Origin of the sequence: Arthrobacter sp. GCM10027362, assembly GCF_042679445.1 — a bacterium.
Taxonomy (GTDB): domain Bacteria; phylum Actinomycetota; class Actinomycetes; order Actinomycetales; family Micrococcaceae; genus Crystallibacter.
In genome coordinates this window covers 1-12,864 of record NZ_JBHTML010000124.1, presented here as the reverse complement: position 1 = coordinate 12,864, position 12,864 = coordinate 1, and the positions used below count along the sequence as shown (strand labels likewise).

12 protein-coding genes, 1 pseudogene and 1 riboswitch are annotated in these 12,864 nt (G+C 69.6%); of the genes and pseudogenes, 9 read left to right on the top strand and 4 right to left on the bottom strand.

Features of this window, described 5'->3' with window-relative positions; genetic code table 11:
• The first annotated feature begins 206 nt into the window (after positions 1 to 206).
• The 4 genes from ACFQ36_RS15755 to ACFQ36_RS15740 all read left to right on the top strand — a co-directional run bounded on the left by ACFQ36_RS15755 (position 207) and on the right by ACFQ36_RS15740 (position 4,078).
• Positions 207 to 986: an IclR family transcriptional regulator gene (locus tag ACFQ36_RS15755; protein ID WP_377015218.1), complete on the top strand. Its 780-nt coding sequence runs from the start codon at positions 207 to 209 to the stop codon at positions 984 to 986.
• Between the two features lie 206 nt (positions 987 to 1,192).
• Positions 1,193 to 2,479: a cytochrome P450 gene (locus ACFQ36_RS15750; RefSeq protein ID WP_377015216.1), complete on the top strand. Its 1,287-nt coding sequence runs from the start codon at positions 1,193 to 1,195 to the stop codon at positions 2,477 to 2,479.
• Positions 2,472 to 3,743, top strand: a complete 1,272-nt coding sequence (locus ACFQ36_RS15745; protein WP_377015214.1) for an NAD(P)/FAD-dependent oxidoreductase — start codon at positions 2,472 to 2,474, stop codon at positions 3,741 to 3,743. The genes ACFQ36_RS15750 and ACFQ36_RS15745 overlap by 8 nt, the downstream gene beginning before the upstream one ends.
• Positions 3,744 to 3,754: 11 nt before the next feature.
• Positions 3,755 to 4,078 (top strand): 2Fe-2S iron-sulfur cluster-binding protein, encoded by a 324-nt coding sequence (locus tag ACFQ36_RS15740; protein ID WP_377015212.1) that lies wholly within the window; start codon positions 3,755 to 3,757, stop codon positions 4,076 to 4,078.
• A gap of 221 nt (positions 4,079 to 4,299) precedes the next feature.
• Here the strand turns inward: ACFQ36_RS15740 and ppsA are convergent, their stop codons facing one another.
• Both ppsA and ACFQ36_RS15730 read right to left on the bottom strand, forming a co-directional pair.
• A complete protein-coding gene (ppsA, locus tag ACFQ36_RS15735) occupies positions 4,300 to 6,705 on the bottom strand; it encodes a phosphoenolpyruvate synthase (RefSeq protein ID WP_377015210.1) in 2,406 nt (801 codons plus the stop codon).
• Positions 6,706 to 6,752: 47 nt separating this feature from the next.
• Positions 6,753 to 7,163, bottom strand: a complete 411-nt coding sequence (locus tag ACFQ36_RS15730; protein WP_377015208.1) for a four-helix bundle copper-binding protein — start codon at positions 7,161 to 7,163, stop codon at positions 6,753 to 6,755.
• 178 nt (positions 7,164 to 7,341) lie between these two features.
• Here ACFQ36_RS15730 and ACFQ36_RS15725 point away from each other — a divergent pair, with 178 nt between their 5' ends.
• Positions 7,342 to 7,788 (top strand): universal stress protein, encoded by a 447-nt coding sequence (locus ACFQ36_RS15725; protein ID WP_377015206.1) that lies wholly within the window; start codon positions 7,342 to 7,344, stop codon positions 7,786 to 7,788.
• Positions 7,789 to 7,807: 19 nt separating this feature from the next.
• Here the strand turns inward: ACFQ36_RS15725 and ACFQ36_RS15720 are convergent, their stop codons facing one another.
• Complete coding sequence (locus ACFQ36_RS15720) at positions 7,808 to 8,971, bottom strand: LGFP repeat-containing protein (protein WP_377015204.1); 1,164 nt, start codon at positions 8,969 to 8,971, stop codon at positions 7,808 to 7,810.
• Positions 8,972 to 9,612: 641 nt separating this feature from the next.
• A riboswitch (cyclic di-AMP (ydaO/yuaA leader) is annotated at positions 9,613 to 9,807 on the top strand.
• A gap of 4 nt (positions 9,808 to 9,811) precedes the next feature.
• Here ACFQ36_RS15720 and ACFQ36_RS15715 point away from each other — a divergent pair.
• The 4 genes from ACFQ36_RS15715 to ACFQ36_RS15700 all read left to right on the top strand — a co-directional run bounded on the left by ACFQ36_RS15715 (position 9,812) and on the right by ACFQ36_RS15700 (position 11,965).
• On the top strand, positions 9,812 to 10,582 hold the full coding sequence (locus ACFQ36_RS15715; protein WP_377015202.1) for a C40 family peptidase: 771 nt from the start codon (positions 9,812 to 9,814) through the stop codon (positions 10,580 to 10,582).
• Between the two features lie 181 nt (positions 10,583 to 10,763).
• Entirely contained in the window at positions 10,764 to 10,934 is a 171-nt protein-coding gene (locus tag ACFQ36_RS15710; RefSeq protein ID WP_377015200.1) for a hypothetical protein, read from the top strand.
• A 150-nt stretch (positions 10,935 to 11,084) separates the two neighbouring features.
• Positions 11,085 to 11,369 (top strand): DUF3040 domain-containing protein, encoded by a 285-nt coding sequence (locus ACFQ36_RS15705; RefSeq protein WP_377015198.1) that lies wholly within the window; start codon positions 11,085 to 11,087, stop codon positions 11,367 to 11,369.
• Positions 11,370 to 11,461: 92 nt separating this feature from the next.
• Positions 11,462 to 11,965, top strand: coding sequence for a ferritin (locus ACFQ36_RS15700; protein ID WP_377015196.1), 504 nt, complete (start codon positions 11,462 to 11,464; stop codon positions 11,963 to 11,965).
• A gap of 244 nt (positions 11,966 to 12,209) precedes the next feature.
• Here the strand turns inward: ACFQ36_RS15700 and ACFQ36_RS15695 are convergent.
• Positions 12,210 to 12,864: pseudogene (locus ACFQ36_RS15695) on the bottom strand (hypothetical protein); the annotation flags it as partial.

Sequence of the window (12,864 nt, the reverse complement as noted above, 5' to 3'; positions counted from 1 at the left end):
GGCCCCGTGCCCCGGCCGCGCCCCGGCGTCCCGCCGGACCCGGGACCCACGCTGCCGCCCCGCCAACCCTGAGCAAAAGTTGGCCGCCTGCCGGCACCGTACCGCGGGCGCCGGCAGAAGTGGGTCAGTAGTTGGTCAGTGATGCAGGCAATGGAAAAAGTTGGCCGGTTGCCGCCGCGTCAATGAGCCCGTGAGAAACTGCCTGCATGGCAAATTCCCCCTCGGGCGATTCGGTCATCAGCCGCGTCGTGCGCCTGCTGGATGCCTTCGACCGGGACCTGCCGTCGATGTCCCTGTCCGGCCTCGCCCGCCGGGCGGACCTGCCGCTGACCACCACCCACCGGCTGGTCGAGGAGCTGGTCCGGCACGGGCTGATTGAGCGGCTGGCCGGGGGAGATCTGCGGCCGGGCCTGCGCATGTGGGAGCTGGCCGCGCGCGGCTCGCAGGCACTGAGCCTGCGCGAGATCGCCCTGCCCTTCATGGAGGACGTCCAGGCCGCGGTCCACCAGCACACCACCCTGGCGGTCCTGGACCACGGCACCGTGCTGTATGTGGAGCGCCTCTCCTCCCCCGACTCGCCCTTGGACGCGGCGCACATCGCCCAGCGCATGCCGGTCCATGCCGCCTCCTCCGGGCTGGTCCTGCTGGCCTGGTCGCCCCCGGAGCTGCAGCACGAGGTCCTCGCGCGGCCGCTGCAGCAGGTGGCGCCGGAAACCATGACGGACCCGCGGCTCATCCGCAGGCACCTGGCCGAAATCAGGCAACGCGGCTATGTGGCCCTGCCCGGCATCGGGGTCGCGGAATGGACCGGCATTGCGGTGCCGGTCTTCGGCGCCGGCAACAAGATCGCCGCCGCCCTGAACGCCATCGTGCCGCGGACGCAGGCCAATATCCCGTTTACCGTCCCGGCACTGGTCACTGCCGCCCACGGCATTTCCCGCGCCCTGGGCGCGGACAGCCGGCAAGCCGGGCCGCGGCGCCGGTAACCGCCAAGTCATTCCGTTCAACGGAAGAGTGCTGGGAGGGCCGGCCGGCCGGCCCCATGCTGGAAGAGACGTGGATCACGTTCCGGCGGGAACGGGCGGCGGCCCCGGCTGCGGTCCGCCCACCCGCTTCTTCATCCCTTCCTCCACCCAGGGCTGCCTGGCCGCACTTCAGTGCGGGCAAAAACCACCCGGAAAGCAGGACACCGATGTCTCTCACCGTTACCGAATCCAGCGCCGCGGACTCCGCGGTTTCCCGGCCCGGCCCCGACGGCGGCCTGCCCCCGTACTCCCACGAGCTCACCTGGCCCGAGGGCCTGGAGCCCTTCAAGGTGGTCGACGACGGCAGCCAGGGCGATCCGTATGCGCACTATGCGTGGATGCGGCAGAACGCCCCGGTGCTCCGGGCGTACTCTCCGGTCTCCGATGTCTGGTTCATCTCCCGGTACGAGGATGTCCGCAAGGCCATGCGCGCCCCGAAGATCTTTTCCTCCCAGGTGGTGGACCCCGTCCCGCTGACCTTCCTGACCCTCTTCGATGCCCCGAACCATATCCGGCTGCGGCAGGTGGTGGCCCAGGCCTTTATTCCCAAGGCCATCGCGAAGTTCGAGGAGCGGGTCCGGGAGAATGCGAACATCTACCTGGACCGGATGATCGGCGCCGGCGGCGGGGACGCCGTGGACGACTTCGCCATCCCGCTGAGCATGTCCACCATCAGCGCCCTGCTCGACGTGCCGGCCGGGGACTTCGAGAAGATGAAGTTCTGGTCGGACGAGACCTTCAGCTACTTCGGCCGGCTGGCCCGGAACGCTCCGGGCACCGGAACCGACGAGCAGAGCACCTTCGAATTCTTCGCCTACCTGAAGGAAACCATGGAGCGCCTCTACGCCGAGGGCAACGACTCCGTCGGCGGGCACATCGCCAGGATGTGGAAGGAAGGCCTGCTCAGCGAGAAGGAAGCCAAGGAACTGTGCGCCTTCGTCTTCGTCGCCGGGCACGACACCACCACCATCCTGCTGGCCAATGCCTTCCGCATATACGGCGAGCAGCCGCACCTGCTGGCCCGGATCCGGCAGGACCCGGAAGACGCCAACCTGTTCGTGGAGGAACTGGCCCGCTTCCGCGGCACCGTCCAGCGCGTCAGCCGCATCACCACCGGGGAGGTCGAGGTGGCCGGGGTGCGGATCCCCCGGGGCGCGGTCGTCCGCCTGCTGCCGGCAGCGGCGAACCGCGACAGCGCCAAGTACCCGGACGGCGAAAAATTCGACATCGACCGCGACACCAGCGGCCACCTGGGTTTCGGCCACGGCGTGCACAGCTGCCTCGGCTCGCCGCTGGCCCGGCTGGAAACCCGTGTGGCCGTGGAGCTGCTGGCCGCCAGGCTGGGCTCGATCGTGCCGGATCAGGACAAGCCGATCGAGTACGTCCGCGGCAACAACCTGACCAATTCCGGTCCCGAACACCTGCACGTCCTCTTGGAGAAGCCACATGCCTGAGCCCGCCATCCACAAAGCCGCCGCACCGGTCATAGTCATCGGAGCCGGCCACGCCGGCGTCGCCGTCGCAGCCGGACTGCGCACCCGCGGCTACGGCGGCCGCATCCTGCTGGTCGATGCCCAAACCGAACTTCCCTACGAACGCCCCCCGCTGTCCAAGGAGCTGCTCAAACCCGGCGCCCCGGAGCAGCCCGTCCCGCTGCGCAAGCAGAAGTACTACGAGGACAGGGGCCTGGAGCGGATCGCGGGGCTGACCGTGACGGGGATCGACCGCGCGGACCGCAGCGTCCTGCTCTCGGACGGGACCCGCCGGGAGTACCACCGGCTCGTCATCGCCACCGGCGCGCGGGCCAGGCCGCTGACCGTCCCGGGCGCGGACCTTGGCAACGTCCTTGCCCTGCGCACCTACGACGCCGCCGCCCGGCTGAAGCGCGCGCTGGTGCCCGGCGCCCGGGTGGCCATCATCGGCGCCGGCTACATCGGCATGGAGGTCGCGGCAGCTGCCGCAACGGCTGGCTGCGACACCACCGTGCTGGAGTTCCAGGACCGCGTGATGAGCCGGGTCACCTCCGCCCCCGTGTCGCACTTCTTCGAGCGGCTGCACGAAGCCCACGGCGTCCGCTTTGTCTTCGGCGCTGCGGTCACCGCCGTCGAGGGATCCGGGCGTGCCGAACGCGTGGTCACCTCGGACGGGACCGCCTATCCTGCCGACGTGGTCGTGGCCGGCATCGGCGTGCTGCCGAACCAGGACCTGGCCGAGGCCGCGGGCCTCGACTGCCGCGACGGCATCCTGGTGGACGAGCACTGCCGGACCTCCGATCCGCTGATCTACGCCGCCGGCGACGCCACCCGCTTCACCGGCGGTTTCGACGGCGCCAGCCAGCGGCTGGAATGCATCCAGAGCGCCCTGGCCCAGGCCGAGCTCGTCGCCGGGGACATCGCCGGCGGGCCTGCCCGGGCCGCGGAGGTTCCCTGGTTCTGGACCGTCCAGCACGGGGTGCGGCTGCAGACCGCCGGGGTCCGGCATCCCGGCGACGAGGTGGTCCTGAGGGGTGACCCGGCAGACGGAAAATTCTCCGTCGCCTATCTGCGCCACGGACGGCTGGCCGCCGTGGACACCGTTGCCGGGTTGGCGGATTTCCGCCCGGCCAAGAAACTCATCGCCGACAAGGCCCTGATCAACCCCGCGGCCGCAGCGGATCCCGCGGTGCCGCTCACCGACGCCGTCCTGGCCCCGGCCGCCCTGGCCGCAGCCATCCGTTGAAAGGAATCATCATGAGCACCAACGACGTCACCGTCATCGACCGGGACGGCACCCCGAAGAGCATCGGGTGGGAGCCGGACCAGACCCTGATGGAGGCGCTGCGGGACAACGGCCTGCCGGTCCTGGCCTCCTGCGGCGGCACGGCGTCCTGCGCCACCTGCCACGTCTTCCTCGAGCCGGAGATCTTTGGCCGCCTCGGCGAGCGCAGCGAGGATGAGCTGGAGCTGCTGGCCGAGGCCGAGGGCTACCGCGAATGCGGCTCGCGGCTCTCCTGCCAGATCGGGCACGACCCCGGCCTCGACGGGCTGACCGTGACCTTGGCACCCGAAGACTAGCCGCCATCCACCCGCGGCCAAAATTGGCCGGTGGGGAGACCCGGCCCCTCGCCGGGTCTCCCCACCGCGCCGGGCACGGAGATCAGACCTGGGTCCCGGGTATCCTGACCGCGCTGTCCGCCGTGACCGGCAGCTGGCAGGACAGCCGAGAGGTGTCCAGCCGGTCCGCGGTACTGCCTACCTGCCCGCCACCTCATGCCCTCTTCATTGATGAAAAGGCATTAACGGGAAGGTCCCCTGAGCGGGGCGGCGGCCTCGGCCTCGGCGATGGAAGGCAGCGTGCGCAGGAAGCTGTCCGGGTTCAGGGAGATCGAATCGATGCCTTCGCCGACCAGGAACGCCGCGAACTCCGGATAGTTGCTGGGGGCCTGGCCGCAGATACCGATCTTGATGCCCGCTGCGTGGGCCTTGCGGATGGCTTCGGCGATCATCCGCGTCACCGCCGGGTCCCGCTCGTCGAACACTCCGGCCAGGTCCCCCGAGTCCCGGTCGACGCCGAGCAGCAACTGGGTCAGGTCGTTGGAGCCGATGGAAAAACCGTCGAAGCGGGTGGCGAACTCCTCGGCGAGCACCACGTTGGCGGGGATTTCGCACATCATGTAGACCTGCAGCCCGTGCTCTCCGCGCACCAGGCCGTTGCCGGCCATGGCCGCCAGCACACGGTCCGCCTCCACCGGCGTGCGGCAGAACGGGACCATGACAATCACGTTGTCCAGCCCAATCTGCTCGCGGACCCGCTTCAGCGCCCGGCATTCCAAGGCGAAGCCGTCCCGGTAGCGTTCGTCGTAGTAGCGGGATGCACCACGGAGGCCAAGCATCGGGTTCTCCTCCTGCGGCTCGAAGCCGGCCCCGCCGAGCAAGTGCGCGTATTCGTTGGACTTGAAGTCGCTCAGCCGCACGATTACCGGCTGCGGGTAGTAGGGCGCGGCCAGCTTGGCGATGCCCAGGGCCAGCGTCTGGACAAAGTATTCCCGCGGATCCGCAAAGCCGCCGGTGAGCTCACGGATCCGCTGCCGCTCGCCGTCGTCGGCCACCTGGTCCGGATGCACCAGTGCCATCGGATGGATCTTGATCAGGTTGTTGATGATGAATTCCATCCGGGCCAGGCCCACCCCGGCGGCCGGCAGCCGCCACCAGCGGAAGGCCGCGGCGGGGCTGCCGATATTGACCATCAGCGCGGTACGGGTCTGCGGCAGGTAGCCGAGGTCCACCTCCTCGGTCTCGTAGGCCAGCTGGCCCCCGTAGACGTGGCCCCGGTCGCCTTCGGCGCACGAGAGGGTGACGGCCTGGCCCTCGGCCAGCACCTCCGTGGCGGTTCCGGTGCCGACGACGGCGGGCACGCCGAGTTCGCGGCTGACGATCGCGGCGTGGCTGGTGGGCCCGCCGTGGTCGGTGACGATGCCGGCGGCGCGTTTCATCAGCGGCACCCAGTCCGGATCGGTCATCTCGGTGACCAGGATGGCGTCGTCACGGAAGCTCTCCATCTGCGCCGGGTCCCTGACCAGGCAGACCTGGCCGACGGCGATCGCGTCGCCGACGGCGGCACCGGTCAGCAGCGGCGTGCCGGGCGGTTCGGTCAGGCGGTGGATGGTGAGCCGGGTGGCGCTGCGCCGGGCCTGGACGGTCTCCGGCCGGGCCTGGACCATGAACAATTCGCCGGTCAGCCCGTCCTTGGCCCATTCCATGTCCATCGGGCAGCCGTAGTGGTCCTCGACAGCCACCGCCCAGCGGGCCAGTTCGAGGATTTCACGGTCCTCGAGCACGAAGGAGCGCTGTTCCCGCCGCGTGGTGGCCACCAGCCGGGTTCGGGCGCCGCCGCCCCTGCCGTAGACCATCTTCTGCGCCTTCGTCCCGAGGGTCTTCTCGATGATCGGGACACAACCGGGCACCCCCAGCAGCGGCTTGAACACCTGGTACTGGTCCGGTTCGACGATGCCCTGGACCACCGTCTCGCCCAGGCCCCACGCGGCGCTGATGAGCGCGGCCCGCGGAAAGCCGGTCTCGGTATCGATGGAGAACATCACGCCGGAGCCGCCCAGATCCGAGCGCACCATCCGCTGGATGCCGATGGACAGCGCCACGTCCAGGTGCCCGAATCCCTTCATCTCCCGGTAGCTGATCGCCCGGTCGGTGAACAGGGAGGCGTAGCAGCGCAGGCAGGCCTGCAGCAGCGCCCACTCGCCCGAGACATTCAGGAACGTCTCCTGCTGGCCGGCGAAACTGGCATCGGGCAGGTCCTCCGCCGTGGCACTGCTGCGCACGGCAACCGCGAGCCGCTCCTGTCCGGCCTCCGCCGAGAGCCTGCGGTAGGCCTCCCGGACCGCCTCCGCCATGTCCTCGGGGAACTTGCCCTCCAGGAACAGGGCCCGGACCGCTTCACCGGTGGCGTGCAGCGAGGCTTCGCCCGACCGGTAGCGCTCGAGCAGCCGGCCGATGAGCGGCTCGATCCCGTTGGTGTCGAGGAATGCCCGGTAGGCAGACGCCGTCGTCGCGAAGCCCTCGGGCACACGCACCCCGCTGTCCGCCAGCGCCCCGGTCAGTTCGCCCAGCGAAGCGTTCTTGCCGCCCACCTGGGCCAGATCGGCCAGGCCGGTCCCGCTGAACCACAGTACGTGCGGCTGATCCATGGTTGCCTCCCCGCATCGGTCCGGACGGCAGCCGGACCCGGCCGTGTTCAGTCGTAGGCCTGCAGCAGCCGGTCGCAGGCCCGCTCGCACCGGGCGCAGGCCTGCGCCGCCATGGCGCAGTGCTCGTATGCATCATGTGGGGCGCACACTTCACGGCATTCGGCGCAGGCCGCACGGCAGGCCTCGACCAGCGAACGGACGCTGCGGGTGGCCGGGGTGCCCAGGCGCGAGAGCACCCGGGCCGTGGCCAGGCAGATATCGGCGCAACTCTGCTCGGCACGCATGCCCTGGCGGAAGATCTCGATCCCGGTTTCCTCCAGGCACGCATCCGCACCGGAGATGCAGGCCTGGGCACAGTCCAGGCAGGCCTCGATGCAGGCGGCCTCTGCCATCCGGTTGCCCACCGGAGTGTCCGGTGCCGCCGGATGTGCCAGCAGCGAACGCTCGGCGTTGGTCATCTCAATTCTCCCTCCGGCCGCGCCGTCCGGGCGTGTACCACCCGTCAGGATCAAGTCTCGCGCTTCGTCCGGTCCCGGTACAGGGGCCCGTGCCGGAATCCTCCGGCGTCCCGTGACATCCCGGCCGGGCCCGGCTATAAATGCCGGTAAAGCCCCAATCCCGCAGGAAAGGGCACCGATGAGCGACCCACCCCAGGCAAGGAACCGGATCGTGGTCGGCGTGGACGGCTCCGAAGGCTCCGTGGCGGCCCTGCGTGCGGCCCGGGACCTGGCCCGGCTCAAGGGCTGCAGCCTCGAGGCGGTCACGGCGTGGCACTATCCGGTCGTCGTATCCGATTTCCCTGCCATCCAGTGGAATCCCGAGGATGACGCCGCGGCGATCCTTGCCGAGGCCGTGCACGAGGCCTTCGGTGCGGACGTCCCGCCGGGCCTGCGGCAAACCATCGCCGAAGGACAACCGGCCCGCGTACTGGCCGAGGCCAGCCGCGATGCGGACATGCTGGTGGTCGGCAGCCGCGGGCGCGGCGGCTTTGCCGGCCTGCTGCTCGGCTCCGTGAGCTCGACGGTGGCCGCCCATGCCCGCTGCCCGGTGCTCATCGTCCACGGCGGGGAACGCGGCGGCTGAACGCCGGGGACCGGGCAGGCTAGGGTTTGCTCGCTGCCGGCAGGTAAATGGTGCCCTTCTGGAACGTCTGCATGCAGCCGTTGGCGCTGCACATCATCTCCGACGTCGGGTAGCCGTAGCGGCCGCCTTCCCGCCCGGCTGCGGCGAACTTCCGGCCGATTCCGTGGGACATGTGCACCGCGTGGGCACCCGTGGCGGCGGACCAGTAGATCTCCACCTGCCCGCCGGCCGGGCCGCGCGCGGCATCCTGCGCAGCGTCCTGCGCAGCATCCTGCGTCCTGTAGCTGCGCCGGCAGCCGCCGTCGGCCAGTTCGCACTCATAGCCGCCGGCAGGATCCAGCTCCAGTGACGCAGCCCTGGCGTCCAAGGCCCGGGCGCCGGCCTCATTGAAGTTGAAGGTAATGGTGCCGTGCTGGAAACCCTGCCGACAGCCGCTGCCGGCAGAGCAGACCATGTCCGAGACCGGATAGCCGTAGCGGCCCCGCTCGTAGGTAGCCGCCGCGAACATCCTGCCGATGTCGTGGTCCAGGTCCACGGCCTGCGCACCGGTGTCCGCCGACCAGTAGATGGCAAAGTGCCGGCCTCCGGAGGAGATGTAGCCGCGCACGCACCCGTCCCCGAGCAGCGTGCAGTTGTAGCCGTCCGTGGGGGCCAGTTGCAGCCGTGCCGCCTTGGCGGCCAGTGCCTTGCGGCCGGCAGCGATGTACGCCTGGTCGATCTGCCCATGCTCGAAGGTCTGCACGCAGCCGAGGCGTTCCACCCCGCATTCCAGGTCGGAGGTCGGGTACCCGTACGCGCCGCGCTCGTACCCGGCGGCAATGAACTTCCAGCCGACCGGATGGCTCAACTCCACGGCATGCGCGCCGGTCCGGGCCGTCCAGTACACCGCGATGGTCCGGTCCGCCGATGCCCGGTAGCTGCGCACGCAGCCGCCATCGGGCAAATCGCAGTTATAGCCGTTGAGCGGGCTGAGTTTGAGCTCTTCGGCCTTCCGCTCCAGCGCCGCCTTGCCGGCGGTTTCGGATCCGGCCCCGGCCGCCCCCCGGATGATCCCGAACGACGCGGGCGGGGATGCCGGCGCACCGGCTTCGGCCCGCGGGGCGCAGGCCAGCAGCCCCAGCGACGTCAGCACCGCCAGGGCCAGCCGGGCGGCACGTCGCCGCGGCGGCGTCGAACCGTGCATGGCTGCCCCTCACCGTGCGTCGTGGCGCGCCACCGGCGAGGAAGCGCGCAAACTCCTTGTTGCCCGGCACTATCGGCACCGGCGGCGGTTTGTTAAGCGGTTCACTGAAATTTACCGTCGGCGGGCATGCCGTCAGGATATGCCGGTGAACTATCCGGTTTGCGGCAATGCCGTCCTGCCGCACACCGCCCAGGGTCCGGCGGCGGGCTTCTCCCGCTCCGGCAGCCGGCCTGTGCGGCCAAACTCCGCGCTGCCCGCCATCCCGGATGCGGAGCATTCCATGATCGAAGCCCCGGAGGACGAGTGCGGGGAACCTGCCGATCAGCAGATCCCGAGCCGCCCCTGCGCCTGTGGACGACGACGGCCCAAACCACGTTCACAGAGGCGGCGGTGAGGGAAATCACAGGGTGCCGTTTCGCCCTCGCGGAAGAGTTCGGAATCGAACGCCTCGGCGGGGCGTAAAGCTACTGGTCACCCGGCGGTTTGTCCAGCCTCGGTGGCGGAATCGGCTTCATTCGGAAGATAACAATTCTGTAACCGAAACGGCCGGTTTAAGCGCCCGGACCGTTATCGAAATGTGACTGTCACGTAATCCGTATGTAGTGTGGTCTGCGCGCCGAGCCCCCACGGAACGGCGTACTCGGATGGACTTGCCTAACTCTGCCACCATCCCGAGGCCGTTCGTACATGGCAGAGGCGGGGGAACCATTTCCCGGACTTCTTCAGCGGAAGTCCTTGGGGTGAAGCCGCGCGACGGACCACGGTCCGTGGCAGCGCGGCCGGGTGGCTCCCATCCGAACCCGACAGCTAACCTCGCAGGCATTGGGAGAGGTAATTCCTTTGTTCAAGAGCAATCGTGCGCGCCATCGTGCCACCAAGACCACCCCGTTCCAGACCGTCGGCCGCGGTGCCGCCGTCATCACCGCCGCTTCCGGCCTGATCCTCACCGCCGGCCTGCCTGCCCAAGCCTATGCCGGCTCCATCGAGAGCGACTCCTACACGGCTCCGGCTTCCCAGACCGAAGCCACCGTGGCCCCCGCCTCGACCAGCACCCAGACCCACACGGTGCTCCCGGGCGACACCCTCGGCAAGATCGCCGCCCAGTACGGCGTCGACCTGGACGACGTCTTTGCCGCCAACGGCCTGGACGCCAGCTCGATCATCTACCCGGGCGACGTCATCAAGCTCTCCGGCAGCGCCCAGGCTGCCAAGCCGGCCGCCGCCAGCGGCTTCACCGTAAGCACCGCCAGCGTCAACATCAAGCCGGCCACCGCCGCCGGCTCCGGCATCGTCGGACTGGCCAAGTCCATGGTTGGCACCCCTTATGTCTGGGGCGGCACCTCCACCTCGGGCTGGGACTGCTCCGGCTTCGTGCAGTGGGTCTACGCCCAGCACGGCATCAACCTGCCCCGCGTCACCACCGACCAGGCCGCGGCCCTGAAGCCGACCAGCAACCCGCAGCCGGGCGACCTGGTCCTGCAGAACGGCGGCTCCCACATCGGTATCTACCTCGGCGGCGGCCAGATGGTCAGCGCCCTGAACCCCAACGAGGGCACGAAGATCCATCCGGTGAGCTGGATGCCGGTTTCGGGCTACTACACCGCCCGGTAGTTCGCCCCTCCGGCACCATGCACCGGGAGGGCAGGGATTTCCCTGCCCTCCCGGTCTTGTTTAAGCCCCGAATGCCGGCGGCCGGGACCGCGGCCGGCCGACGCCGCGGCAGTCCGGATTGCCAGCCAATTCACAGGCCCGGTGCAGCCCGGGGCCAAGGGCCGGGTGCAACGATTAAACCATGAGCGGTGGACCTGGCTGGCTGCGGGATCCGGCGAACCTGCCGTGGATAGTCCTGGGGCTGGTCATTGCCCTGATTGTGATTGCCGCGGGCATCTATGTGTGGATTACCCGTGTCCAGCCGGCAGTGAACCGTGTCCTGGACCAGCTGCTGTCCGGGCCGTTCCCGTAGTCCCGGCTCCTTCGGCGCCTGGATGGAGTCCGGACCGCAACCTGCGCAGCATTCCGGCCCGCGCCCCGGAACGGTAAATTATAGACAGGTTCATGGCGCCGGCCCGCGGCGAGGCACCACCGGCGGCGCGCAGGACCCCAGGAGGTCGCAATGTCCTTGTCCGACGAGGAAAGGCAACGGCTGGCGAAGCTTGGACACGAGCTGGAAGAGGATGATCCCCGGCTCGCCCGGACGTTGTCCGGCAAGGGGTTCATGGTCTTCGGGCACAGCATCGGCACCGGGGCGCTGCTGGCCATAGCCGGCGTGCTGCTCCTGCTGGTGGGACTGGCAGGCAACTCGCTGGCACTGGTCATGCTGGGCACCATCGCCCTGGTCGGCGGCTTGGTGCGCTCCGGTTCAGACTGGATGCACCGGCATATCCGGCACCGCACCTGAGCCGGCCGGGCCTCCGGCAGGTAAGGCTCCGCTTGCCAAGAGCTGCCTAACCTTGCTGGCAGTGCCGCCGGAACAGCACTAGGTTCGAGAGCATGGAACTCAAGGGAAAGCTCGCAGAAGCATTCAACGACCAGGTCACGCTCGAGCTCCAGGCCTCGCTGGTCTACCGGCAGCTGGGCGTGGACATGGCCCTGCTGGACCTGCCCGGCATCAGCGGCTGGTTCCGCGCCCAAGCCGAGGAGGAAGTCGTCCATGCCCACAAGTTCATGGATCACATGACCGACCGTGACGCCCATCCGGCCATCGGTGCCATGCAGGCCCCCGGTGCCGCCGTGGACAGCGTCCTGGCCGCCTTCGAGGCCGCCCTGGTCCACGAGCGGAAGGTCTCCGAGTCCATCCGCGACCTGTACCGGCTGGCCCAGGCCGAAGGCGACATCGACTCGATCCCCCTGCTGAACTGGTTTATTACCGAGCAGCTGGAAGAAGAAGCCACCGTCAGCGAGATCATCGGCCGGGTGCGCCTGATCGACGACGACGGTCCGGGCCTGCTGCGCCTGGATTCCGAACTCGGCGCCCGCAAACCCGCAGCCGAATAAGCGGCCAGCAGCCAGCAGATCCAACTTCCGTGCGGGGACCGCGGCCTGCCCGGCCGCGGTCCCCGCAGGTCATTGCAGCCGCCGCAATGCCCCCCCCGGCGATGTCCCGCAGCGCCTGGTTCGGTGCGCTTGGATAGCTGCCGGACCCTGCTGGGCAGTTCCGGGGCAAGCCGGCCGAGACCGGGCACAGGGCCAGTTTCTGCACGCCCTGGTCAGGATCCGGACGGACCGGCCGCGGGGCTGCTCAGAAGGCCGGCCGCCAGACTTCCACGGTGTCCCCGTGCACGGCCACCACTTCGCGCCAGCGGTCGAACACCGAGCAGGGGTGGGAGATCCCGAGGTCGACAACGTCGCCGACCGCCAGGTCCGCGGCCGGCGCGATCACGGCATGGTGGTCGAACAGCTTCGCCACGGTGCCGGCCGCCTCCGGCCGCGGGTCCCCGTCCCGGTACGCGGCGACGATCACCGGCAGCCCGGCGTCGTACGCCAGTTCACGCTTGCCGGCGTTCAGCACCACCAGGCCGGGCTCGGGTGCGGACAGCACCAGGGTGCGCACCACCGCCGCGGCCACCAGCCCCGGAACCGGAGATACGCCCGCATAGGTGCCGTGGTCATGCACCACATAGCAGCCCGAGCGCAGCACGTTCACCGCGCCGTCGGGCAGGAACATGGCGGCACGATCCTGGAACGCCGATCCGCCGATGCTGAAGACCGGCGGTGCGGCGTCGAACCCGGGTGCCAGGGCCTCGAATACCTCGCGGGCCAAGGCGCAGTGCGCGTCCACACGCGCCAGGTTCGCCGGCGTGCGCTCGTTGGGTGCCACGCCCTCGTAGGCGCTGACCCCGGCCAGGCGCAGGCCCGGTGCCGCCGCAATCCGCTCCGCCAGCGGCCCGGCCTCG

Coding starts and splice junctions, on each gene's coding strand:
- ACFQ36_RS15740 (WP_377015212.1), top strand. CDS start 3,755: ATGAGCACCAACGACGTCACCGTCATCGACCGGGACGGCACCCCGAAG.
- ACFQ36_RS15705 (WP_377015198.1), top strand. CDS start 11,085: ATGTCCTTGTCCGACGAGGAAAGGCAACGGCTGGCGAAGCTTGGACAC.
- ACFQ36_RS15755 (WP_377015218.1), top strand. CDS start 207: ATGGCAAATTCCCCCTCGGGCGATTCGGTCATCAGCCGCGTCGTGCGC.
- ACFQ36_RS15730 (WP_377015208.1), bottom strand. CDS start 7,163: ATGACCAACGCCGAGCGTTCGCTGCTGGCACATCCGGCGGCACCGGAC.
- ACFQ36_RS15720 (WP_377015204.1), bottom strand. CDS start 8,971: ATGCACGGTTCGACGCCGCCGCGGCGACGTGCCGCCCGGCTGGCCCTG.
- ACFQ36_RS15700 (WP_377015196.1), top strand. CDS start 11,462: ATGGAACTCAAGGGAAAGCTCGCAGAAGCATTCAACGACCAGGTCACG.
- ACFQ36_RS15745 (WP_377015214.1), top strand. CDS start 2,472: ATGCCTGAGCCCGCCATCCACAAAGCCGCCGCACCGGTCATAGTCATC.
- ACFQ36_RS15750 (WP_377015216.1), top strand. CDS start 1,193: ATGTCTCTCACCGTTACCGAATCCAGCGCCGCGGACTCCGCGGTTTCC.
- ACFQ36_RS15725 (WP_377015206.1), top strand. CDS start 7,342: ATGAGCGACCCACCCCAGGCAAGGAACCGGATCGTGGTCGGCGTGGAC.
- ppsA (WP_377015210.1), bottom strand. CDS start 6,705: ATGGATCAGCCGCACGTACTGTGGTTCAGCGGGACCGGCCTGGCCGAT.
- ACFQ36_RS15710 (WP_377015200.1), top strand. CDS start 10,764: ATGAGCGGTGGACCTGGCTGGCTGCGGGATCCGGCGAACCTGCCGTGG.